Here is a 25977-nt window from a genome sequence, read left to right on the forward strand (position 1 = left end):
TCACGGGCTCATCATCATTTCGGCAAGCATGGCGCTGCCGGAGAAGGACTGCCCGCCATCGGCCACCAGTGTCGCCCCGGTCATGAGCGAGGCGATCGGCGATGCCAGGAACGCGGTCATCGCGGCGATGTCCTCGACCGTGCCAAAGCGGCCGATCGGCACGTATTCGGCCAGCGCCGCCGCGTCATCGCCCGTCAGCAACCGGCCCAGCCCCTCGGTGTTGTCGATGGGGCCGGGCAGCACGCTGTTCGCCCGGATTCCGTACTTGCCCCATTCCAGCGCCAGGCCGCGCATCAGGCTGTCTATGCCCGCCTTGGCGGCGCCGACATGGGCCTGGAAGGCGAAGGGCATGATGGAGTTGGTCGCGGAGACGAAGACAATGTTGCCGCGCGTCCGTTTCAATTGGGCGAAGGCGGCGCGCGAGGCGTTGAAGGAGCCCAGCAGGTCGGTCGAGATCACCTTGCGGAAACCTTCAGCGCTCATCTGCTCCGCCGGGGCCGGGAAATTCGCCGCGGCGCCACAGATCAGGACATCGACCGGGCCGAAGGTGGCTTCGCTCCGGGACAGCGCCGCTTCCAGGTCGGCATGCTCCTGCACATCACAGCGCACCGCCAACGCCGGCGTTCCTTCGGCCTCAAGCTCACGGCGGCAATTCTCCAGCCGGTCCACGGTGCGGCCGGCCAGCACGACCCGCGCGCCCAGCGAGCCCAGGCCCCGGGCGATGGCGAAATTGATCGTGCCGCCGCCGCCGGTGACGAACACCGTGCGACCGGCAAACAGGTCGGCCGCGAAAAATTGCCTAAGCATCGTCCATCACCTCAAGCGCCAATGCGTCGTCGACGTCGATTTCGCCGGCCTCCAGCTTGGCCAGCAGTTGTTCCAGGGTCGTGCCGCCTCGTTCGGGCGTCCGCGGCACGGCCGCCGCCTTCTTGGCCTCGCTGGCGAGGAAGTGGGCTTCCGCGTTGACCGGCGCCGCTTGGCGTCGCGCGTCGATCCGTTCCCGCAGGCGGCGTGTCCGGCCCTTGGTCTCGGCCACCCGGCGTTCCACGGCCGTATCTCCGGCTTCGCCGGCTTTGGACGCGGGATCGGTGAATTCCATCTCGATGAAGCGGGCGAGGTCGCGCACGGTGGCGAAGTTGAACAGCGACGTCGTCTTCAGATTGATGCCAAACCGAAGGTTGATGCTGCGTACCAGCTCGACACTGATGATGGAGTCCGCGCCGTAGTCGGCGAAGCTGCCATCGGGCTCGACCTCGTCCGGGGTGAGGTGCAGCGCCGCTGCCACGACCTCCAGCAAGGCAGCCTCCACCGTCCCGGTACGGGGTGCGGAGGGGGACTCCGGCTTCCGGGTGGCCTGTTCCTGGCTGCCGGCGGACGGTGCCCGGTCACCCAGGGGGGCGCGGGCCAGCATGACGCTCTCGACCGTCTCGGCGCCGGACAGGCCGGAGGCCCGGGGATCGCGGAAGCGCGCCGCCTTGAGGGCGGTCGCCCACCCATCACGGGACAGCAGCGGACCGCCGGGCAGGCGGAGCGCCGGATCGTCAAAGCCCCACCAATCGGCGGTCAGGCCGAAGGTAAGGGTGTTGAAATCATGGGCGGAGGTCGCCTCCTTCAGCACCAGCAGGCCGTCCGGCTTCAGCATCCGCCCGATATGGCCGAGCGTCTCCGTCACCCGTGCCGTGGCGTGGACGACATTGGCGGCCAGCACCACGTCGATCGATCCGTCCGCGACGCCTTGCGGGGCGGCAGGGCGGCTGACATCCAGCAGCTTGGTCTCAAACCCTGGTTCAGCCGCGAAGCGCCGCCGGGCCGCCACAAGGAAACTCGGCCCGATATCGGTGAAGACGTACTGGACCCGCCCCCCCAAGGGCCGCAGGGCGGCGAGCACGAAGGCGCTGGTCGCCCCCGTCCCCGCGCCGATCTCCAACACCCGTACGGTGGCGGTGTGATCCCGGTCCAGGCGCCGGCGCACCTCGGCGGCGACCGCCTCGGCCGCCAGGCCCTGCAACCAGTCGATCAGGCGATTGCCCCGGTAAATCGCGCTGACCAGGCGGTCGGACCCGTCGGGGAACAGCAGCGACGCGGCCTTGACCCGCCCGCCCACGACATCCGGTAGACCAGGCACCGTCTGGTCGAGCAGGGCCACATAGGGGGTCGCCTCGGCGCCACTGGCCAGCAACTCCCGACGCAGCGTCTCGGCCGGCTGGGATGGCGCGGCCGCGACGATGGTTCGCACGGCTTCCGCCAACCGGGCCATGGCCGGCCCCTCGGGCTCGGGCAGCGGGGTCCGGGCGAGGGTTTCGGCCAGGAGCGCCCGACCATAGACATCGACGGCCGCGAACCGGCCCGGGTCCAGATCGGCCGGCGGCGGTACCGCCGCGATGAACGCGTCCAAGGCGGCCGCCGCCGTCGCGGTCGGCGCCGGGTCACTGGCCGTCCCTCCGCCCACGGCATCGACACCCAGCGGCGCCAGCAGGTCTTCACGCAGCTTCAGCGCCAGCACATGGCGGTCCGCGCCGGCCAAGATGGCGGAGAGCGCGGCGAAGCCCTCCTGGTTCCTGATGGGCCAAACGCCGAATCGGCGCATCGCGGCCAGGCTCGCAGGGTCGGCCATGCGTCCCGCTTCACCCCACAGGCCCCAGTCGATCACGCGCGCCTTGCCGCCGCTATGGGCCAGAACCAGGGCATCCAGGAAGGCGCAGGCGGCCGCATAGGCGGACTGGCCGCGATTGGCGGTGTAGGCGTTGCTGGATGAAAACGCGCAGACGAACCCGACATCGCAGTCCGTCAAGGCGGCCAGCAGATTGATCGCCCCCACCCCTTTCGCATCGACGACGGCGCGGAAATCAGCCTCCACAAGGTCGGCGATGCCCTGGTCGTGCATGACAAGGGCGGTATGGAAGACGCCGTCCAGGCGCCGGTCCACCCCGGCGGCCTCGCTCACGGCGCGGGTGAGTGCCGCGGGCTCTGTCAGGCTGGCCGCGCGATGGAGGATGCGGCCAGCCGTCAGTCCCTCGAGGCCCGACGCCTCTTCCGCCGACAGGGGCCGGCGGCCCAGCAGCCAGACCGTGGCGTCATACTGCTCCGCCAGGTGCCGGGCCAGCGCCCGGCCGATGCCCCCGGCGCCGGCGATCAGATAGCGGCCACCGTTGCGGAAGGCCGCGGGCGTCGATGCCGGGGGTGTCGATATTTGAGCCAGCGTTGCCGCGGCCGGTTCCAGTCGCTTGGCGAACCACACGCCATCGCGCCAGGCCAATTCGGCATCGGCGGGCGCTTCGGCATCGCCCAGGGCCGCGGCGACATCCGGGGTGGCGCCGCCGAGATCGATGAGCCGCACGGCCAGCTCGGGCAGGTCGCGCCCGGCGGCCTTGGCCAGGGCCGTCACCGCCGCCGCTTCGGGCGACACGCTGTCCCCATCCGCAACCGCCTGGCCATGCCGGGTGACGACCCGCAAGGGGATGCCGGTGCCGGCCAGGGCCTTGACCAGCCGCAGCAGGGCGATGGTTCCGGTCTGGCGTTGGCGCTCGTGGGTGGTGGCATCGGGAGGGGTGGTTGGCGGACACCAGCCGCCAAGGAAGATGACCCGGTCGATCCGCTCCGGCGCACTGGCCAGACGGTGGCGGAAATCCTCGATCGCTGGGGCCTGGCCGCCGCGCATGATCATCAGCGCCGCTCCCGCCCCGGTGGCCAACGCCTGGCCGAAACCGCCATCGTCCTCGTGCCCGACCACCAGCATGGCCCCGTCGGCGTACTCGACGGTCCGGGCTGGAACCTGGCGCCAGACGGGGCGCAGGATGCGCAGCGGCGGGGCTTCGCCGTCCGCGCGTGGGCTGGGCCGCTTCCGCGCACCGCGCAGGGTCAGCCCGTCGAGGCGGGCGATCAAGTCCCCCTGCTCGTCAAGCACGGTGATCGTCACGACCAGGCGGCCAGGTTCCGCCAAGGTACGGCGCGCATGGGCGTAACGGGCTTCGGATAGCGGCCGCCAAAGGGTCAGCGCGTCGGCCGAGGCCGGTCGCAGGCCCGCGGCATCCTCGCTGGCCACGGCGAAACAGAGCTGCATCGCCGCGTCGAGCACGCGGGCGTCGATGGCATCCGAAGACGGGGTTGGCGTCGGCCGAAGGCGGCCGATCGCTTCGTCCATCCCGGCATGGACCGTGTCCAGCAGCGCATAGGATGGGCCATAGTCCACGCCGGCGGCACCCAGCATCGCGTAGATGCGCGCATGGGGAAGTGCCGTCGGGCACCGGTCGATGATGTCCCCGACATGGACGCGCAGCTCGGTGGGGGCCGGAACGGCCGTCCCGACCGTCAGCGCCATGGCGTCGCCAAGCCGGAGCGTCTGGCCTTCGGGTGTCACCGCCCCGCTGAGGGGAATGGTGGCGCCCCCCACGGGCACCTGGACGGGGGCGGTCCAACCGATGGCGCTCAGACGCAGGGGCACGGGGGCGCCGGTCGCCGCCAGGGTACGGGCGATCAGCAAGGCGCCCGCCACCTGGCACGCGCCCGCGACACGATGGTCGGCCACCAGCGGGTCATCGTCCCGCAGCACGATCGTTTCGGTTTGGGTGGCCGTTTTGAAGGCCGGGTCCGGCCGGGTAGACAGCCAACACCGTCGCCGCTCGAACGGATAAAGCGGCACGCCCACCCGGGTGAATCCGGCGGGGAAGAACCGTCGCCAATCGACCGCCCCGCCGTCCAGCCAGGATTGGAGCGCGTCTTGCAGTTCAGGGTCGGCGGCGGAGGTGGCGACGGCGGGCGGTTCACCGGTGGCGGCGAAGTCCCTCAGCCGCGCCACGGCCGCCGCGCGGTCAGCGGTGATGAAGCCCATGCGGTGGCGCATCGTGTCGCGACCGATGGCAAGCGTCCCGGCGATATCGGTCAGGGCCGCGCCGTCCGGCACCGTCAGGCGATCCGCCAGCCGCGCCGCCAGCGACCGGAGCGCGGCGGGCGTCCGGCCCGACAGCAGGATGGGGTGGGGCCGCCCGTCTTCCGCCGGGGGCTTGGCCGGCGGCGGGGCTTCCAGGATCAGATGGACATTGGCCCCACCGGCGCCGAACGAACTGAGCCCGGCCCGCAGTGGCCCGCCATCCGGCGATGTCCAAGGCTCGGCGCTCTGGACGACGCGGAACCCGCTGCCCGCCAGGCCGGCGTCCTTGTTGAGCACGGCGCTGTGCAGGCTGGGCGCCAAGGTGGCGTGGCGCATCTGCAGCACGACCTTGGTCAGGGCCACGATGCCGGCGGCCGATTCCAGGTGACCGACGTTCGATTTGACCGACCCGATGGGGCAACCCGCCGCACCGAAGGCGCGGCGCAAGCCGGTGATCTCGATGGGGTCGCCCAGGGCCGTGCCGGTACCGTGCGCCTCGACGTAGGAAATGGAGTCTGGTGCCACGCCGGCACGGGCCAGCGTTTCAGCGATCAGCGCGCCCTGTGCGACCGGGTTCGGCACGGTGAAGCCGCTGGTGCGGCCGCCGTGATTGACCGCGCTGCCACGGATCACCGCATGGATGCGGTCGCCATCGGCGCGCGCCCGCGCCAGCGGCTTCAGCACGACGGCACCGGCGCCTTCGCCCGGGACATAACCGTCGCCGCCCTCGCCGAAGCTGCGGCAGCGGCCGTCCGACGCCGAGAATCCGGCCTTGCTCAGCACCCAATATTTCATCGGATGCAGGCTGAGATTGACCCCGCCGGCGATGGCCACGGTGCAATCCCCTGCACGCAGCGCCTGGATCGCCATGTGCACGGCCGTGAGCGAGGCGGAGCAGGCGGTGTCGACCGCGACGCTGGGCCCGTGGAAATCCAGGAAATGCGACACCCGGTTGGCGGCGTTCCAATAGCCCGACGCGGTGATCGCGAGCGCGCCCTTGGCCCGTGCCTCGGCCGCGAACAGCGGGTAATCGGCGTGCATCAATCCGACGAACACGCCACCGGCGCGCCGCTCCGGCTGGGCATCGCGGGCGAACAGGCTATGCCGCCCATAGCCCGCGTCCTCCAGCGCCCACCAGGCGACCTCCAGAAACTTGCGGGCTTGCGGGTCAAGGCTCTCGGCTTCGATGGGCGACATATCGAAGAAACGTGGATCGAAGCCGTCCGCATCGTCGATGAAGCCGCCCCATTTGGTGTGACAGGTCGATGGGTTGTCCCGGTCCGGATCATAGAAGCCCTCAAGCGGCCAGCGCTCGGCCGGGACTTCCCGGATCAGATCGGTGCCGCTGCGCAGCAGCTGCCAAAAGCCCTCCAGATCCTCGGCGCCGGGGTAAATACCGGCGATGCCAATGATGGCGACCGCGTCGTCCGGGGGCGGTTCTTTCGCGGCTTGGACCGTGACCGGATTGGATGAGGCCGTGGCCAGGGGAACCGCGGGCGCCGGGCCGGCCAGCCGGGCCATGGCCTCGGCGTGTTCGCGCTGCAGATAGCCGGCAATCTCGCGCGGTGTCCGGTATTCGAAGAACAGCGTCTTCGGCACGGTGCCGAGATCGCGTTCCAGCGCGGCGTTAAGATGGGTGATCATCATCGAATCAATGCCGTACTCCTCGAACGGCATATCGGGCTCGACACGCTGGGCCGGGATGCGGGCGACCTCCGCCAGGATGCCGGCGACATATCCGGCGGCCCCGTCGGCGATCCCCGCCGTGGTGGCCCTGGGTGCCGGGTCGAGGATGACGGCCGGGTGGCCGGCGGCCCCCAGGCCCAACTGCCGGAGCCCGGCGGCCACGTCGCCCCGGCCGTGCAGCACGACCTGGACAGGGTCATCGGTCGCCAAGGCGGCCCGCAGGGCGGCGAAAGCGGCGTCGGCCGGCAATGGTTCGAAGCCGGCCTCACGACGCAGCAGGGCCAGAAGCTCGGCCGGTGCCGTCATGCCGCCTTCCCGCCACAGCGGCCAGGCGGCGGACAAGGTGCGGCCACGGCGCATGCCGGCCGCCACGGCGCCGGTCCGCCAGGTGGCGAAACCGTCGAGGAAGCCGTTGGCGGCGGCGTAATCGGCCTGCCCGAAGGTGGGAAACGCCGCGGCGGTCGAGCTGAAAACGCAGAACAGCGCCAAGCCGTCGTCCCGGGTCAGCCGGTCAAGCGCCAGGGTGCCGGCGACCTTGGCCCGCAGCACCGTGGCAAGGTCGGCCGGTGATTTTGTCGCGGCCACGCCGTCCCGCCGCGCGCCGGCCAGGTGGAAAACCGCCTGGATGGCGCCAAAGCCATGCCGCACCCGGTCAAGCGCGCGGCGTAATCCCTGCACGTCGGCGACGTCCGCCTCAATGATCAGGACTTCGCCGCCGGCCTGTTCCAACGCCGCCAGCCGGGCGGCCATGGCCGCGTCGGGGGCGTTTCGGGCCACGAGGGCGACGCGGGCCCGGTGGTGCCGCACCAGATGTTCGGCCAGCAACAGGCCGATGCCGCCGGTTCCGCCGGTGATCACGCAGGCGGCCCGTTCGGGCAGGATCGGGGCGATGTCCACGCCGGGCCGGGGGGCGGGGACAAGCACACGACTTTGCGGTTTGCCCAGCACCAGGCGCATGTCGTCAGGGCCGCCGCGCTCCGTTGGCCGGGCCGCCAGCAGGGCGGCCGGGCTGGCCTCGCCGTCTTCCAACGCCAGGCTGCGCACAAGCCAGCCCGGATGCTCGGCGGCGATGCAACGAAGCATCGAGGTGACCGCCCGATGTCCCGGCGCGTCGGCGCCGCCGGGCGATACGACCAACAGCCGGACGACCGCGCGGCCGGCGAGACCGCGCACGATGTCCAGAAGGCTCTCCAGCGCCGGGCAGGGGTCGAGACGGTCTATGGCCGTGGCCAGCGGCAGGGCATCGAGCGCCCTGGGGTCCGGGACGGCGTCCAGTTCCAGGATCACGTCGGCCGTGGGCCGGTCGGCAAAGATCGCGGGCAGGCGATCCAACTGGTCCGGCGTCAGGCGGATGGCCGCGGGCACGGCCGATGCCCACCGGCCGCAAGCCGGCTCGGAGGCGATGACGACGGGGGTCGGCTCTGAAGCATCCCGGTCTGGCAGGGGGTCGTCCCGCCAAACCGGTATCAGCCGTTGGGTTTGGGCTTCGATGTCGGTGGTCTGCCGGGTCTTGCCCATGCTGCGGGCGACCAGCCGCTCCAGGGCCGCGACGGGGTGGCCATCGCGGGTTGCCAGCAGGATGTCGAACACCGCGCCGTCCTGGTCGATCCGCCGCGCCTGCACATGAACCCAGGCCGGTTCCGCCTCGGCGAACCAGCGCACGGCGCCGAGGGCGACCGGCACGAACAGGCCCTGCGGCGCCCCGGCAGCCGTGCCGATCCCGGCGGCGGCCTGCATCGCGGCGTCCAGTACCGCCGCGCTGCGCGCCGAGAGATCGGGCCGCGCCATGAGCCGGGCGAGCGCCTCGCCCTCCCGGGCCCACAGCCGGTCGATCAGGCGGAAGGCGGGCCCATAGGCGATGCCACGCGCCGTGGCGGCCTGATAAATGTCCGCGCCGTCGACCGCGTCACCGAAACGTCCCAGGATGGTGGCGATGTCCAGGCTGGGGGGCGGGGGCGCCGGGGAGGCCGGTGTCAGGGCCGCATGCTCGGTGCCGGCCAGCATCAACGTGAGCGACCGGGGTGCTGCTCCGGACGCCTCCAGCCGCAGGTCGAAGGGGCCGGTGCCGGCGATCGGCCGGATCCAGGTGAGGTCCGCCAGCCCCGGGCAGGGGTGGCCATGCCGGCGGGTCAGCGCCGCCGCGGCCAACTCCATCACGGCGGCGGCGGGCAGCATCGGCGCCCCGTCGACACGATGCTGGTCCAGCCGCCAGTCGGCGCTGTCGACACGCAGCGGCAAGGCGCCGTCGTCCGGTTCGGCCACGGCCGTGGCGCCACGGTTCAGGGGGTTCCAGTAGCGTTGGTTGTCGAAGGGATAGACCGGCAGGCGCAGGACCCGGCCCGGCGCGCGAAACAGGCGGGGGAACGGCACGGCGGCGCCCGCGACATAGGCGGTGGCGAGGCTCATGAGATCGCGCGTCGCGATGGCGTGTTCGATGTCGATGTCGGCGGCGGTGCTGGACGCCGGCGGTAGGGGCGCGCGCAAGGCGGCGGCCAGCGCCACACGGTCACCGGCGACCACGGCATGGCGGGCCCGATGGTGCGTCCGCTTGGCTCCCAGCGTCCAGGCGAGGTCGGCGAGCCCGCCGTCCAACCGGTCGAGATGGGCCAGCAGCGCCGTCTTCAGACGATCGAGTGACGCGGTGGTCTTGGCTGACAGCGGGAAGATCCACGGACCCGGATCATCGCTGGCGGCGATATGGCGGGGTGCGGCCTCCAGCAGGACATGCGCGTTCGAACCGCTGAAGCCGAAGGAACTGACGGTCGCGCGGCCGGGCACGTCCATCGGCCACGGGGTGGCGGTGGTCGCGACGCGGAACGGGCTGCCGGCGAAGTCGATGTGCCGGTTGGGGGTGGTGAAGTTGAGCGTCGGCGGAATGATGCCATGCTCAAGGGCCAGCACGGCCTTGAACAATCCGGCCGTGCCGGCCGCCGCCATGGCATGGCCGACATTGGTCTTGACCGAGCCGATGGCGCAGAAGCCGCGGCGATCGGTGAAGTGGCGGAACGCGTCCGTCAGGGCGTTGACCTCGATCGGGTCGCCCAGCCGCGTGCCGGTGCCGTGCGCCTCCACCAGGCGGATGGTTTCCGGATCGATGCCGGCGCGGCTCCAGACATCGATTTCCAGGGCGGTCTGCGCCGCGGCGCTGGGGGCGGTGATGCCACTGGTGCGGCCATCCTGGTTGGTGCCGGTGGCCAGGATCACGGCCCGGATGGGGTCGCCGTCGCGCTGGGCATCGGCCAGGCGCTTCAACACGACGACACCCACGCCCTCGCCGGGCACGAAGCCATCGGCGGCGTCATCGAAAGCGCGACAGACCCCGGTCTGGCTTGCCATGCCCGCATCGGACAGATAGGCCAGGATGTCCGGGGACAACAGGTTGATGGCGACACCCCCGCTGATCGCGACGTCGCATTCGCCGGTGGCCAGGCTGCGGCAAGCCAGATGCAACGCGACCAGGGACGAGGAGCAGCCGGTGTCGACCGGGAAGCTCGGCCCCTTGAGGTCAAGCAGATAAGCCAGCCGCGCCGACAGGATCGCCATCGATCCGCCCAGGGTCTGCAGGCTGGGCGATCCGGGTGCCACGTAACTGTTGGCGGAGGCCCCGACGAACACGCCGGTGCGGCTGGCGGCGAGATCGGCGGGCACGATGCCGGCGTCCTCCAGCGCGCGCCACGCCTCCTCCAGCAGCAGACGTTGCTGCGGGTCCATCGCCTCGGCCTCGGCCGGGGTGATGTGGAAGAAATAGGGGTCGAAGCCGTCGAAATCCTGGATCAGCCCGGCCCAGCGCGCGGTGACGGGGATCGGGGTGCCGGTGCCGGAATCATAAAGGCGCGGCACGGGGAAGCGGTCGATCTCGCGGATCGACCCCCGGCCGGCGACGATATTCCCCCAGAAGGTCGCGAGGTCCGGCGCATCGGGGAAGCGTCCCGCCATACCGATGATGGCGATGCGCTGATCGGCGTTGATGGCCGCAGCGGGCGTCGGCGCGGTGGGAGCAGGCGCGGTGGGCTCCGGGGCCGAGGGCTCGGAAGCGACAGGCTCTGGTGGAGTGGCGGCCGCTTCCGGCGGGGGATCGGCCGGCAGCGGCGATAGCGTCGCGATGTGGGTCGCCAGCGCCGTGACGCTGGCAAAGCTGAACAAGTCGGTCGAGCGCAGGGGGATGCGGAAGGCCGACGCCAGCTCATCGGCGATCTGGGGCGAAATGATGGAATCGACGCCGTATTCGGCGAAGGGACGGTCCGGGTCGATCGCTTCCGGCGCGATTTCCAGCGCGCGGGCGACGATCGTCCGGATCCGGGTCGGAACCGGGGTGGCCGGGCCCTTGGGACCCGGTGCCGCCGGGAGGGGGTGCGCCGCCGGACACTGACCGTGGCCAGCCCCGTCCTGGGAGGTCGCCGCTTCAGATTTCAGGGCCAGGATGACGACTTGACTGGCCTCGCCACTGCCTGGCGCCAGTTCCGCGACGGGATCCAGGCCCGCGCGCCGCAAGGCCGCCCGCCAGCGCGCGGTGTCCAGCAACGGGCCGCCGGCCAGTCGCTTTTGCGGGTCGGTGGCCCGCCACCAGCCATCAAGCAGGCCGAAGGTCAGGGTCGCGAACGCCTCCAGCTTGACGTTCTCGTTGATGACCAGCAAGCCGCCAGGGCGCAGCAGCGACGCCGCGTGGGCCAGGGTCGTCTCGATCCCCGCGGTGGCGTGCAGCACATTGGTGGCGACGGCCACATCGAAATTGGCGTCTATCCCTTGCGTCGCGGGATCGCGCTCGATGTCCAGCAGGCCGAATTCCAGCCAGTCGCGACGATGGCGGCCACGGCCATGCTGGACGAAGCCCGTGGAAATATCCGTGTAGAGATAGCGCGACGGGGCCGGCATGCCGTCGCGCAGCCGATCCAGGATGGCGACCGTGGTGCTGCCGGTGCCAGCACCGATTTCGATCACGGTCAGGTCCGGTTTCGCCGCCGCCAGGGCCGCGACGGTTTCGGCGACCAGGCGGTTCGCCGCTTCCAGCCCCGGCTGGTCGCGATAGATCGGTTCAACCCGTTCCATGCTGCCGAGCGGAAACAGCACGTCGGTCGCGACCACATCTCCGCGCAGGATGTCCGGCAGGGCCGCGATGCAATGGTCCAGCAGGTCCACCGCCGCGGCCGCCCCGGCCCCCAGGGCACGGATCATGGCGGTGTCAGCCGGCGCATCGTACGCCTCTGGACCCGCCAACCAGTGGATATCGCCGCCCTCCCGATGAAGCGCGCCGGCCTGGGCCAGCAGGTCCACCAGGGCATGCGCGAGGCCGGTGAAGCGCGGAAGGGTGGCGAACCGCTTGACGACGGCGGCAACGGTTTCGCGTCCGCCGGGTTCACCCAGCAGCCCGGCCCGCGCCAACTGCCGCGCCATCGACGTCAGGGCGTGCCGCTCCATCAGCGCATGATGCGCCGGATCGGCGGCGGTGAGCCCGCCCGTGATCGACTGGGCGGCCCTGACGGCGTCCGCTGCCGCCTGCGGCAGCGTGCTTGCCCCCATCGCGCGCCAGACCGGATCGGCCAGGGTGGCGTGGACGGCATGCCGGACGGTGCCGGCCAGCATCGCGTCCAATGTCGCAAGGCAGGCGTCGGTGGGCATGGGGTACATGCCATGGCCCTTGACCTGGGCGACCAGATCGGCCCGCCAGGACGGGTCCTCCCACAGTCCCCAATGCGCGACCTGCAAGGCGGGCCCGGCTGTGGTATCGCAACCATCGGCCAGCGCATCCTCGAAGGCGCATTGCAGCGCGTAGGCCGATTGGCCAGCGGCACCCGGGAAGCCGGCGAAGGCGCTGATCGAGGAGAAGACGAACAGCCGGGGCACGCCCGCCGCCGCCGCCGCCGCGCGCAACGCCACCAGCCCGGCGATCTTGGGGCGGAGTGAGGCCAGGAACTCCGTCGCGCGGACCGTCGCGGCACGGCCGAACAAGGGGTCGACCACGGCTTGGACGACCAGGTCGACCGGCCCGCCCGCCGCCGCGAAGGCGGCCGCGGCCCCGTCCACCGTGGTCAGGTCGGCCTGGACGCCGCGCGCGGTGACGCCCAGGCCGCGCAGTTCCTCCAGGAAGGCCGACCGCTCGCCCACGATCGGTTTACGGCCGACCAGGATCACGTCCGCCCCCCACCGGGTCGCGGCATGGCGCGCCAGGGTGCGGCCCAAGCGACCGAATCCGCCCGCGATCAACACCCGGCGCACCGGTGTCGGCGCGACAGGAGGCAGCGGCAGGGGCACCAGCCGCCGTTCCAGACGCCGTCCGTTCCGGATCGCGACCGTTTCACCCGTCCAGGCGCCGGGATCGGCCAGCAGGGCAGGCGCATCAATGCGCCCCTCCTCCTGGGGCGGCAGATCGAACAGGCGGACACGGGCGCCGGGGACCTCGCGGCCGAACACCACTTTGGCCAGGCCGAGGACGGCGGCCTGGACCGGATCGCCCGGCTGGTCGGGGATGCCGGCGGCATAAGCGCCCCGCGACACGACGATCACGTCCAGGTCACGGTCCACCGGGCCTGCCTGGAGGGCGATCGCTTGATCGCCCATCGCCCGTCCGGTCGTCGACCTGGCAAGGGCCAGGATAAGGCCGGCGCTGGCGTCGATGGTCGCCTGCACCGCAGCCGCGTCGGTCATGACGGGCCCGGGGGGGGGCAGCATCACCACGCGGACGGCCCCTTCGGTCGCGGCGATCCAGGCGGCGGCGGCATCCGCCGCGGCGGTGCCGATGCGGGTCACCGGGCCGGAAAGGGCCGCCGCCAGTCGATCCGCCAACACATCCCGCGCGTCGGCGACCAACAGCGTGCCGCGCGGTTCGAGTGTGCCCCGGGCCAGGGTGCCGGTATCCGTCCAGACCGGTCGCATCGTGCGGGGCGCCGGCTCGGCGTTGAAACCAGCGGTGCCGGCGGGGGCGAGGGGCGCGGCGGGCTTCGCGGGCGCATCCATCTCGCTGAGGACAAGATCCGTGAGCGTCAGCAGGGGCGCGCCGGCCGCCGATAGGATGTCGACAGTGATGTGGCTCCCGGTGCTGGTGACGGCACCGCGGCGCGCCAGCAGATAGGCGGAGCCCAGCTCCGGCTCGCCGTGGAGGGTAAGCGCCGCCAGCGAGATTGGCATGCGGGGGCGCAGCACCGCGCCGTCATCCGCGCCGGCGACGGCGGCGGCGGCCTGGATGGCGGCATCCAGCAGGCGCAGACGCGCCGAGGGACCTGCGGTCAGGTTCCGCGTGCCGGCGGCCCCCCCCGGCGCCAGTGCCAGGCGGTCGAAGCCGCGATAGCAGGGGCCCAGCACCACGCCCGGTGCCGGTTCCGCGATACCGCCGGTGACGATGCGGTCGGCGGCCGCCTGCATGGCGAGAACATCCGCCAGTCCGGGCGGCAGGACCACGGTTCCGCCGCCCGCCCGGAAGGTGGCGATATCCCGGCCCTCGCCGTCGCTGACGGCGACGCGCCCGTCGCCGTCCGGCGCCGCCAGCCGCAGGCTGGTGCCGGCGGTGGGCACGGCCAGGGGCCGCAACCACCGCACCTCCGCCAGCGTCGACGTCTCGGCCGTGTCAAGCGCCAGGTGCAGCAATGCCGCGGCATGCAACACCGCCGTGCCGCCAATTCGGTGGTCCCCCACCATGGGGTCATCTGGCGACAGGGCGATGACCGTATCAGCGCCGACAGCCGGCCAATGATGGCCGCGATGCAGCGGCTGGTCCGGCAGGTCGACGGCGGCGAAGCCGGGCAAATCGACATCGGACCAGGCATCGCCGCCACTGACATAGCGGGCCACGGTTTCAGCCCAGGGACCGGACGGGGCAACCGGGTTGGCATCACCGCGGGCGAGGGTGTCGAGCGCCTCCAGCAGTTTGTTCCGATCACCGGCCACGATGGCGGCCCGCCGGGAAAAATGGCTGCGACCCCGCGCCAGCGTCGCCGCCACGGCGCCGAGGGGGACGTGCCGTCCCCCCGCTCGTGTCTCCGACCGCAACCATTCCGCCAGGCCGCCGGCCCGTGCCGCCAGCAGCGCGTCGGTTTCGGCCGATAGGAAGAATGGCCATGGACCGGCGGCGCTTTCCCCGCCGGTACCAGCGTGAGCGGTGCCAGCGGGCCCTTCCTCGATCACCGCATGGGCGTTGGTGCCCGCAAGCCCGAAGGAGCTGACGCCGGCGCGCCGGGGCCGGTCGACCGACGGCGGCCAGGGGGAGGTGGTCTCGGCGACGGCCATCCCCTTGCCGCTGAGCTGAATATGCGGGTTCAGCGTGCTGAAGCCAGCCAGGGCCGGTATCTCCTGCTCGCGCAGCGAAAGGATCGCCTTGATCAGCCCGACGATGCCGGCCGCTTCGGAACTATGGCCAAGGGTGGCCTTGGCCGATCCGAGCTTGACGGGCTCAGTCCACCGGCGGCCGGCCAACGCGGCCGCCAGCCCCGCGATCTCGATCGGATCGCCCAGCGGGGTGCCCGTGCCGTGGGCCTCGATCAGGTCGATTCCGTCCGCGTCAATCCCGGCGCGGCGCAGGGCAAGGCCGATGACCTCCGCCTGCGCCCGGCTGTTCGGCGCGGTGATGCCGTTCGAGCGGCCATCCTGGTTGGTGGCGGTCGCCAGCACCACGGCATCGATCCGGTCGCCATCGGCCAAGGCCCGGTCGAGGGGCTTCAGCAGCACGGCGGCGACCGCTTCGCCGATGGCGATGCCGTCGGCCGCCGCGTCGAACGTGGCGCAGCGGCCGACCGGAGACAGCATGCCGGCGCGGCGCATCAGTCCCAGCGCGTCCGGATCGATGAACAGGCCGACGCCCCCAGCCAGCGCCATGTCGCAGTCGCCGCGCGCGATCCCCTGGCAGGCGAGGTCCAAGGCCACGAGCGAGGAGGAACAGGCGGTATCTACCGTCAACGCCGGTCCCCGCAGATCCAGGTGATAGGAAATGCGCGACGCCAGCATGGCCTTGAGGTTGCCGGTCATGCCCCAGGCGTCAGCGGCCCCTCCTTCCGCCGTCAGCAGCTTTTCATAACCCTGGGGTGCCGCACCGACATAGACGCCAACACGTCGGCCGCCGATGCGGCGGGCGGGGTAGCCGGCATTTTCCAGCGCCAGCCACGCCTGCTCCAGGAACAGGCGCTGCTGGGGGTCGGTCGCCCGCGCCTCACGCGGCGACAGCCCGAACAGGCTGGCATCGAACAGATCGATGCCGCTCAGAAAACCCCCGGTCAGGTCGCCGCCGCGTCCGCCCACCAGGCGGCGCCGGTCCCTAGGGAAGGGCCCGACCAGCGAGCGGCCGTCACGGATGGCGGCCCAGAATTCGGCAACGGACTGGGTGCCGCCAAAACGTCCGGATAGACCGATCACGGCGATGGGCAGGGGCCCGGCCGAGGACGTTGCCGCCGGTTTCGTCACGATGGCCACCGCCGGTTCGGCCGATGGACGACGCATGACCCCGCCCATCCCGGCCAGGCGTGCCGTCAGATCGGCCGGCGTCGGACATTCGAACAGCGTCTCGACGCCAAGCGTCAGGCCGTAGCGCCGATTGATGCGGTCGATCAGCCGAACCGTCAGCAGCGAATTCAGCCCCATGTCGGCAAAGCTGATGTTGGCGGAGCGGCCGTCCATCGTCCGCCCCAGGACCTCGCCGATGATCGCCGCCACCGTGTCGGCGAGGGCCTGGGCGTCCGTCGGATGTTCACCGCTGGAACGGCTTGCCGGAGCCTCGCCCACTGAATGCTCAACGATGCGGCGGTGCCGGTCAGCATAGCGGATCATGGCCGCATCCTTTCCTGGTTCCAGGATTCCAGGCCGGGCAGGCCGGGGCGGTACTCCGCCGTGATCAGCAGATAGCGCACCAGCCCTTCGCCGAGCGCTTGGCCGAAACCGTCCCAGGAACGCTGGATCCGCTCGACCAAGCCGGCGGCGGCGGGTTCCCCCCGGTCACGCTCGCCGGCCAGCATGTCGTCAAGGCCGGGATCGACCAGGAAGTTTGAGACTTCCCGGCTGGCATCGATGCACGTCACGACGCGGAAGCCGTGGCGGGCCAGGATGCTGGCATAGCCCATCAGCGTGCTGGTCCAGGAACCAACATCGGGCAGGATGATCGGCGCGGCCGTGTCGGATGCGCAGTCGATCAACGCCAGCGTCGCGCCAACGTCGAGATGGGCGGCGAGATTGCCGAACAGCCCATCCTTGTCGCTGATGTGGTGGCCCACCTCGAATCCGAAGGCGAGCTGGAACATGCCGGGGAAGGCCTCGGCCGCGCTGTCGCGGCAATGGATTTGGACCCGGTCGGCCAGTCCGGCCGCCGCCACGTGCCGCCGCGCTTCGGCCGCCTGCTCCGGCGAGATCGTGTAGCCCACGGCGTCGATCCCTTCGTGCCGCGTGGCCAGATCGATCAGGTCGGTGCCGAAGCCGCAACCGAAATCCAGCACGCGGCCGACCTTGCTGAAATCGACGCCACCGAAGATCTCGGCGCGCATTTCCCGCTGGGCCGCGACCATCAGGCGCCAGTGGTCGGGGTTCGCCTGCGGATCCTGCATGGTGCGCGTCCAGGAAAAGCCCGGGACCACCTCGGCGAAGGGCGCCAGGGTCAGATAGGGTGGTGCGTCGCGTCGCTCGCGCGTCGGGTCGCTGCCAGCGGTCGCGACATAGTCATAGAAACTCGCCACCACGCTCGGCCGGTCCACCGCCGTCTGGGTGTCGAGCGGATAGCGCCGCGGGGTGAAGGCGCGTTGCGTCCGCAGCGGACGGTGCGACGGGCCCGCGGCCTGCTCGACCACCACATGCGCGCTGACACCACCCAGGCCATAGGCATGCACGCCCGCACGCCGGGTCTCGCCCGGTGGCCAGGCGTCGGGCAAGGCCTCCAGCCTGATACCGCTGTCCGCCAAGGCCAGCGCGGGGTTTGTCTCCCGCAGGCCCGGCACCCCCGGTCGGAAGCCGTCGCCGACGGCCAGGATCGCCGCCATCAGCCCGGCAATGCCGCCGGCCGCGTCCAGCGAGCCGATCGCCGGCTTGACGGCGCCGACCCGGCAGTCCAATGCCGCGGCATCGACGCGCAGGGTTCGGAACGCGTTCTTGATCGCCGCGATTTCGGCGAGGTCGCCGTGTGCCGTGCCGGCGCCGTGGGCTTCGACATAGCAGGCGCCCGCCGGTGCCGTGCCGGCATCGCGCCAGGCGGCAACGACGGTTTCGGCCTGGCTGACGGTGCTGGGCAGCATCAGCGAGCCGGCGCTGGCACCCGCATGGCGCACGGCGGCGCCGGCGATGGCGGCATGCGCGGCGTCGCCGTCCGCGCGCGCCCGGTCCAGCCGTTTCAGCACCACCACGCCGCACCCCTCGCCCCGGACCTGGCCCGAAGCGCTGGCATCGAACGCCCGGCAGGCCCCGTCCGGCGCCAGGATGCCAAGGCGTGCCAGGCTGGCGGATTCCGCATCGGACAGCAGCAGGCTGACGCCGCCCACGACCGCGATTTCGCATTGGCCCTGGCGCAGCGATTCAAGGGCGCGTTCGATGGCGACCAGCCCGCTGGAACAGGCGGTATTGACGGTTTCGCTCGGCCCGCGCCAGTCGAAGGTGAAGGACGTGCGGTTCGCGACCATGGAGGCGAGACCGCCCGGCACCGCCAGCGGATCGTCGCCGCCGACGCCACGCCGTTCCAGATGGCTGGTGGAATACATGGCCGCGAACACGCCGACCGGATGGCCCCTGAGGGTCTGCGGATCGATCCCGGCATCCTCCAGGGCGCACCACACGGTTTCCAGGAACAGTCGCTGATGGGGATCCATCAGGGCCGCTTCTGTTGGGGCCAGGCGGAACGGCTCGGCATCGAATTCATCGACGCCGTCGATGAAGCCACCCGCCCCCAGGCTTGGGGTGCCGGCGAACCGGCCGGCCGGCGGTGGCCGCAGGGCGGAACCCCCCGACCGCAGCAGCGCGCGGAAGTGATCGAGATCCGGCGCGCCGGGAAAACGGCAGGCCATGCCGATGACGGCGGCCTTGCGCATGTCGGGATCGGGGCGGGGCGGCGTCGCCGCGTTCGGCACCACGCTGGGCGTCGTGATGCCCCCGGCCAGCGGCGCCAACCGCGCCAGGCTTTCCAGCACATCCCGCTTGGGCAGCCCGAAATCGAGCAGGCAGGCGATCTCGTTGACGCCGATGGCGCCGACCCGGCCCATCATCTCGCGGCATTCGTCGGGCGTGCCGATCAGGCTGGCGGAGCGCAGATAGCGCTGAAAGGCGAAATCGGCGACCCGGTCGCGCTGTGCCCCGCCGACCTCGACGGCATCGGCCTGGGCATCGACATGCAGGTTGAGCGCGCCCCGTACATACTCGGTCAGTGGTCCCTTGACCCGGGCCAAGGTCCGCGCCGGATCGGGGTCGCAATAGCTGTGCAGCATCAAGGTGACGCGCCCGGCGTCCGGCTCCAGCCCGGCCTCGCTCCTCGCTTCCCGGTAGACGCGGATGCGGTCGGCCAGGTCGGTCATCCCGCTGCCCAGCATCATAGTCAGGACGTTGAAGCCGGAGCGGCCGGCCCAGGCGAAGCTGTCGGCGTTGCCGGTCGTGGCGATCCAGACATTGAGGTCGGGCCGCGACGGCGCCGGATGGGGCGTCACCTCGACCGTTTCGCCCTTGCCCGAGCGTCTCTGGACCGCCCCCCCGGCCCAGAGATGGCGCAATTCGTCCAGCCGTGTGCGCATCACGCTCTTGGCGTTCGCGAACGTGTCGGGCGATAGCACAAAATCCTGGGGGTTCCAGCCGCTGCCAACCGCCAGGTCCACCCGGCCATGGGACAGCAGGTCCACCATCGCCCACGCTTCGGCCAATTCCAGCGGGTCATGCAACGGCAGGATCACGCTGCCGGCGCGGATGCGGATGCGCGCCGTCACCTGGCTCACGGCGGCGGCGATCACCGCCGGGTTGGGGTAGGGACCGCCGAACCGGTCGAAATGCCGCTCCGGCAGCCACACGGCCTCGAACCCGGCCGCATCCGCCTGTCTGGCGGCCTCGATCACCAGGTCGTAGGGATCACGCGCCCCGCTTTCGGCCGAAAAGAACATGACGCTGAGCCGGGGCAGCGCCGAGGACGCCGCTGCCTGGCTGGTGCGATGGGCCGTTGGGGCCGGTGGCACGGTGCCGCCCTTGGCCAGGATGCGGGTGCGCAGCCGCGCCGCCTCGGCCAACAGCGCCGCCCGGTCAAGCGGAAGGTTCATTCCGCGGCCTCCATCACCAAGGTTGCCCGACGCTGGTCGAGTACGGCGGCCAGGCGATCCGCCGTCGGGTGGTCGAGGAAAAGGGCGGGTTCCACGTCGATCCCCAGGTCGCGCGACAGCCGCTCGGCGACATGCAGCGCCTTGACCGAGTCCAGGCCCAGATCGGCGAACGACACGCTGTCGCCGAACCGCGCGGGATCGATCCGCAGCCGTTCCGCGAAGGCGCTCCGGACCAGGTCCAGCGTGGGCGATGACGGGCTCCCGGCTTCCTCGTTTCCGAGCGCCGTCCGCAGGGCTTCGACATAGGCGGCTAGCGCGCTGTCCGAGAGGGTGTCCAGGTCGTCGGGCGGCTCTTCCGCCAGGGGCGCCAACGCCGCCGCCGTGCCGGAAACAGCCGCGACGGCGATCTCGCCCGAAGCCGCCGCCCGCTCCAGGACGCCGATTCCGGCCGCGATGTCGATCAGGTCGAAGCCGGACGTTGCCAGCCGCCGCTTGTGCGCGGCATCCAGCTCGTCGTCGTAGCGCCATTGTGGCCAGGCCACGGCCAGGCTTTGTCCGTGACGCTCACCCCTGGCGACACGCGCCACACGTTCGGTCATCAGCCCTTCTTGAATGGCGCAGGCGGCGGCATAGTCAGCGCCGCCGGCCAGCCCGTACCAGGCGGCCAGCGATGAGAAGACAATGAAGAAATCCAGCCGCTCCGCCGCCAGCGCCGCATCGAGCGCGACCGTACCGGCCACCTTGACCGCGAGCACGCGGGTGAACGCCGCCGTCTCCTTGCGGGCGATGGGCGCGTTGTCGACCAGTCGGGCCAGGTCGAGGACGCCGTCGATGCCGCCCATCGCCTGTTTCAAGGTAGATAGCGCTGGGCTGAGTGCCGCCGGATCGGTCAAATCCGCCGCCGCATAATGGACTGAGCCCGCTGGTCCGATGGCTTTGAGCCGCCGCAGGGTCGTGTCGTTCGGCGCGGTCCGGCCCAGGATGCCGACGGTGGCGCCCTGTACCTGGACAAGATGGGCGGCCAGTGCCCGGCCAACGGCGCCAAGGCCGCCGGCGATCAGATAGCGGCCACCCCGCCGGAACAGGGCGCGTGGTTGGGCAGGCGTGTCGAGCCAACGTGGCGACCAGCGCCCGCGCGCGCGCCGGCGATCGATCATGGTCTCGTCATCCACCGCGTCCGCTTCTTCCGCCAGCAGGGCGGCGAGGGCATCGGGGGTGGAACCAGGCGCGACCCAGAGCACGCGGGCTTTCAGTCCCTCCTCCATAGCCGACCGCGCGAGGGCGGCCAGGCCGCTCAGGGTCGCGGCGGCGCCGTCGGCGGCGACCACCAGGCGACCAATCCGTCCGGGCCGGCGGGCAGCCGCCTGCAATGCCAGGAAAACCACCTGGCAGGCGGCGGCCGGCTCGACGGGAAGGGCGTCCGGGGCGATGAGCAGGTCGGCCGGCTTCTGGTCGACCTGCTCGACCAGCGCGGCCCATGCCGAAGCGTCGGCCGGGTCAAACCCGTTGCCTGGTGTCCGGTGCGCCAGGAGCGTTCCCCGCTGACGGTCGAAGGCCGAGCGCAGCAGGACCGACCCGACCAGGACCCTGGGCCTCTCGGCGCCCGTGGTCGTGCGCGGCAGGGGGGCCGCCGACCAGGCGCCGTGGATCAATCGGATCGTTGCGGCGGGCGCTGGCGGCACGTCCATGTCCGCCGCCGGCGTGCCGTCCAGCCAGTACCGTTCACGGGCGAAGGGATAGCCGGGCAACGCGACGACTGGGCGGCCAGCGGCCCAGGGCAGCCGGGTCCAGTCGATCGTCACGCCGTCGACCCACAGTTCAGCCAATCCGCCGGCATCGCCGGCGGTGAGCATCGCGTCGACCAGCCGGCGTCCCTCGGCGGTCTCCTCAATGCGCCGCGCGCTGGTCCCGGTCCCCGTGCCGCGCAATAGTCCGGCCGGGGTCTGTCCCGCGGCGATGGCGTCGAGCAAGGGGCCGACCATCGCCGGGTCCGTCACCACAGCGGCGGTGCGCAGGGCGAAGCTCCGGCGGCCGATACGCAGGGTGTGAAGTATCGCAGCCAGTTCACGGGCATCGGCCATGGCGACGGCGGGCTTCAGCGAAGCGGCAAGGCGGCGTAGCGCGGGTTCATCGGCGGCCGACAGGGTCAGGAGGTCCACGGTCGGCGCCGGTGTGATCCGCTTGCCCTGGGCCGGGGCTTCCTCCAGCACGACATGGGCGTTGGCGCCGCCGGCGCCGAAGGAACTGACACCCGCACGGCGTGGCCGTGGTGATCCGTCCGGTCCGGCGGGCGCTGGCCATGGCATGGCGGCGGCCGGTATCACGCAGCCGGCGGCGGCGAAGTCGATCAGGGGATTGGGATCATCGGCATGGCGCATCGGCGCGATGCGGGCGTGGCGCAGCTGCAGGACCGTCTTCACCACGCCCGCGATGCCGGCGGCCGATTCCAGATGGCCGATATTGGCCTTGAGCGCGCCCAGCACCAGGGGAGTCGCGCGCCCGGCGCCACCATAGCCCTCGGCGATGCCGACGACCTCAATGGGGTCGCCCAGTGCGGTGCCGGTGCCATGGGCCTCGACGAAACCAACGCTGTCCGGTGTGATCCCGGCGCCGCGCAGGGCATCGGCGATGACCTTGGCCTGGGCCGATGGGTTAGGCACGGAAAAGCCGGCGGTCTTGCCGCCGGCGTTGATGGCGGTGGCGCGGATCACCGCCTCGATCCGGTCACCGTCAGCGATGGCGGCCTCGAGCGGCTTCAGGAGCAGCGCCGCGACGCCCTCGCCATCGACGAAGCCGTCGGCGCCAGCGCCGAATGCCCGGTTTTCGGGACCGGCGGACAGCATGCGGGCTTCGCACAGGTTGGCCATCTGCCGCGGATGGACGATCAGGTTGACCCCGCCGACGATGGCCGCCGCGCAATCGCCGGCGCGGATCGCCTGCGCCGCCAGGTGCAGGGCCGTCAACGATGAGGAGCAGGCGGTATCGACGGCGAGGCTGGGCCCGCTGAAGTCGCCGACGAAGGACAGGCGGTTGGCGATGGACCAGTAGGCCGAGGTCGCCGGCGCCGCGGCGGTGCCGTCGATGCGGGCCGCAAGCCATTGATAGCCCGCGTTCATCACGCCGACATAGACGCCGACCGGACCGCCGGCGTTCAGCCGGGCCGGCGTGTATCCAGCCTGCTCCATCGCGTGCCAGGCGACCTGGAGAAACAGCCGTTCCTGCGGATCGATCGCCGCCGCGTCGGTCGGGGCGATGCCGAAGAACAAGGGGTCGAATTGATCGATGTCACGCAGGAAGCCACCCCAACTGGTGTAGCTGCGGCCGTCCTGCGCCCAGCGGCCTGCGGGCACCTCGTCGATTGCCGATCGTCCTTCCTCCAGCAGCTGCCAGAACGCGTCCAGCGTATCAGCGCCGGGAAAGCGCCCGGCCATGCCGACGATGGCGATTGGCTGGTCCTTGCCCGCAGCCGCGAGGTCGACACGCGCCCCGGCGGGGGACGCAAGGGCCGCGGTCGGCGGTGCGGGCTCCGGCGCGATGCCAAGGGCCGCCTGGACGGCCGGTCCCCGTGTCGCCAGCAAGTGGTCGGCCAGGCTGCCGAGCGTATTGAATTCAAACAGCAGCGTTTGCGACAGCGCGCCGAAGCGGGCATCAAGCTGGTTGCGGATCGCGGTGGCGCTCAGCGACTCAAGCCCGTACCGTTCAAACGGGTCGGCGGCGCGCAACTCGGCGGGGTCCAGGCGCAGAACCTCGGCGAAGACACCGCGCAGATGCGCCAGCAGCGCTTGGCGCGGTCCATCACCGACGATGGGACCATCGGCCGCGCCGGTATCCGGCCTGGCCGGCACCGTGGCCAGGAAGACGGCCTGGCCACGGCCGCCGGACGCGGCCAAGTCGCGCCGCTCGATACCGTCGAAGCCCGCGTCGATCAGCCGCCGTTCCCAACCGGCGGCGTCGACCACGGGCGAATGGGCGATGCGCGAGGTGTCGGCCGCTTTCCACCAGCCGTCGGTCAGGCCGAACACCAGCGTGCCATAATCCTGCGCGGCGATCAGTTCCACCACCACCAGCAGGCCGCCCGGCTTCAGCAGCCGCCGTAGTTCCGTCAGAACCCCAGGCAGGTCAGTGGCGGTGTGCAGCACGTTGGCGGCGATCACGGTGTCGAAATCGCCCGGCCGCAGGCCGTTGGCCTCGACAGGTCGCTCAATGTCGTAGAGGGCGGTGGCGAACCAGGATCTGCCCGGGCCAAAGCTGGCGCTGCCATGATCCAGGAAGCGGCGGGACAGGTCGGTGTAGAGATAGCTTTCCGGTGCGGCCCCTTGGTCCAGCGCCGCCAGCACGGCGCCAGTGGTGCCACCCGTGCCGGCACCGACCTCGATCGCCCGCCAGCCTGGGCCCCGCTTTGCGCGGTGGGCGGCCACGGCGGCGGCGGCGGCGGCGTTGTAGCCGTCCGACAGCGGGTTGCCACGATAGGCGCCTTCGACGAGCGCGCCCGACCCGCCGGGAAACAGCACGTCCAGCGGGTCCACGCCCCCCGTCAACAGGGCGCCATACCGGTCGAGCGCCGCATCCAGCAGGGCGCGGGGCCGCGATAGCCAGGGCAGGGCGACCATGGCGGCATCCAGGGCGCTTGCGGCGGCGGCCAGCGTGGCGGCCGGCTCCACCCCCGGGGTGGGCAGACGGATCACCCCCTCGCTTGTTTTGGCGAGCCCATGACGGTCCAGCATCGCCAGCAAGGCGTCGAACAGGCGTCCGTGTCGTGCCGCGACACCGATGCGACGCGCCAAGCCGGCGGGAGTGTGGGTCCGCCGGTCCGCACCGGCCAGGGTGGTGAGGCAGGTGAGCAGCCGGGCCCTGCCATAGGCCTCCAGCCGGTCGAAGCCCGCCGTCGCGGCGCGCAGGTCAGGGTGGGGCGCCGCGTCGCGCAGCCCCAGGCGCTGAAGGGCCTCTGGCGCCGCCTTCACCACGGCGGCGTGACGGGTGGATGACCGCAGCAACCGATCCAGCTCCTGGAAGCCTTCGGCCGGCTGGATCGGCTGGATGCCGGCTTCGGCCAGCCGTGCCTGGGTCGCGGCGTCGGCGACGGCGCCGATCTCGCCCCACAGCCCCCAGCTCACGACCTGCACGCCGGGGCCGGCGCTCAGTGCCAGTGCGTCCTGCACGGCGGTGCCGGCGACATAATTCGACTGGCCATCCGCGCCGGCGAACACATTGGCCGAGGAGAAGACCACCATCCGCGCGCCGCATTGGCGCGCCGCCGCCAGCACATTGGCCGTTCCGGCGGCTTTTGGGGTGAAGGCCGCCAGGAAATCGTCATCCGACATGCGGTTCAGCCGGCGGTCGGCCAGCACCAGCGGCAGATGAAACACCGCGTCAACCCGGCCGTGGCGGGCGCGAACATCGTGGAAAAGCCTGGCCACGGCCGCCGCATCCCGGATATCCGTCGCGATATAGCTGACGCCGGCCGGCAGCGGGCCGTCCAGCGCCGGCCGTCGGCCGCACAGGACGACGCGGGCTCCCGGACGCGCGGCGATGTGGGCCGCCAGTGCCCGGCCCAGGCCGCCGCCGCCGCCCGTGATGACGCAGACCGGCTCCGGCGGCAGGTCCGTTCCCGTCGGCGCCGGCTCAACCCGTGCCAGTTGCCGTTCGAACCGTCGCCCGGTGCGCCAGGCGACATCGCGGGGCGGGGTGGAGGCGGGTTCGGCAAGCGCGCGGGCCACGGCGTCGTGGCTGAGATCCGTCGCATCAAGATCGACCAGAACCAGCGCGAGCGCTGGCAGCTCAACCGCCAAGGTCCGGGCCATGGCGGGGATGGCGGCGGCGACTGGATCGATCAGGTCGCCATCCGCGACCTGATGCAGGCCGGTGGTGATGACGACCAGCCGGTTCGGTCGCCGGTCGGCCGGGCAGCGCGTCAGCGCCCGCGCCAAGTCCAGAAAACCGAGCGCCAGCTGTTCCGCCCCTGCCGCGGCCGCGCCGTACCCGTCCTGTCCCGGTGCGGGAGCGCAAAGGACCGCGACGCTGTCGAACGGGATCGGCGCTGTCTGCAAGGCGCGGGACAGACCCTCCTCATCGCGCGCGCCGATGTCGAATTGAACCGCACCGGCAAGAGCCTGAGCCAGACCGTCGGTTCCAGGCCCCCGCACGACGAGCAGGCGGCCCGGGCGCAGGCCGGTTCCGGAGTCCGGCGGGACTTCGGACCATGCCGCCGCCAGCAGCGCGGGGTGCGCCGATGGGGTC

General features: G+C 71.6%; 4 protein-coding genes (1 of these 4 cut by a window edge). All 4 read right to left on the reverse strand.

All coding sequences use genetic code 11. The features are described from left to right. Tightly spaced (each overlapping or abutting the next), the 4 genes in view from I55_RS18545 to I55_RS36115 form a layout consistent with a single transcriptional unit that may run on beyond the window. Complete coding sequence (locus tag I55_RS18545; RefSeq protein WP_044562064.1) at positions 1 to 807, reverse strand: SDR family oxidoreductase; 807 nt, start codon at positions 805 to 807, stop codon at positions 1 to 3. Further along, positions 800 to 16300: an SDR family NAD(P)-dependent oxidoreductase gene (locus tag I55_RS36110; protein WP_044562065.1), complete on the reverse strand. Its 15501-nt coding sequence runs from the start codon at positions 16298 to 16300 to the stop codon at positions 800 to 802. Before I55_RS36110 ends, I55_RS18545 begins: the two co-directional genes overlap by 8 nt. Next, entirely contained in the window at positions 16297 to 19740 is a 3444-nt protein-coding gene (locus tag I55_RS33225) for a MupA/Atu3671 family FMN-dependent luciferase-like monooxygenase (protein WP_049974261.1), read from the reverse strand. The genes I55_RS36110 and I55_RS33225 overlap by 4 nt, the downstream gene beginning before the upstream one ends. Continuing rightward, positions 19737 to 25977 carry the 3' end of an SDR family NAD(P)-dependent oxidoreductase gene (locus I55_RS36115; RefSeq protein ID WP_044562066.1) on the reverse strand. 8069 nt of this gene lie beyond the right edge of the window, so the window shows 6241 of its 14310 coding nt (coding positions 8070-14310); its start codon lies beyond the right edge, outside the window; the stop codon is at positions 19737 to 19739. The genes I55_RS33225 and I55_RS36115 overlap by 4 nt, the downstream gene beginning before the upstream one ends.

Source organism: Azospirillum sp. B4 (assembly GCF_000333275.1).
GTDB lineage: Bacteria > Pseudomonadota > Alphaproteobacteria > Azospirillales > Azospirillaceae > Nitrospirillum.

Coding starts and splice junctions, on each gene's coding strand:
- I55_RS36110 (WP_044562065.1), bottom strand. CDS start 16,300: ATGATCCGCTATGCTGACCGGCACCGCCGCATCGTTGAGCATTCAGTG.
- I55_RS18545 (WP_044562064.1), bottom strand. CDS start 807: ATGCTTAGGCAATTTTTCGCGGCCGACCTGTTTGCCGGTCGCACGGTG.
- I55_RS33225 (WP_049974261.1), bottom strand. CDS start 19,740: ATGAACCTTCCGCTTGACCGGGCGGCGCTGTTGGCCGAGGCGGCGCGG.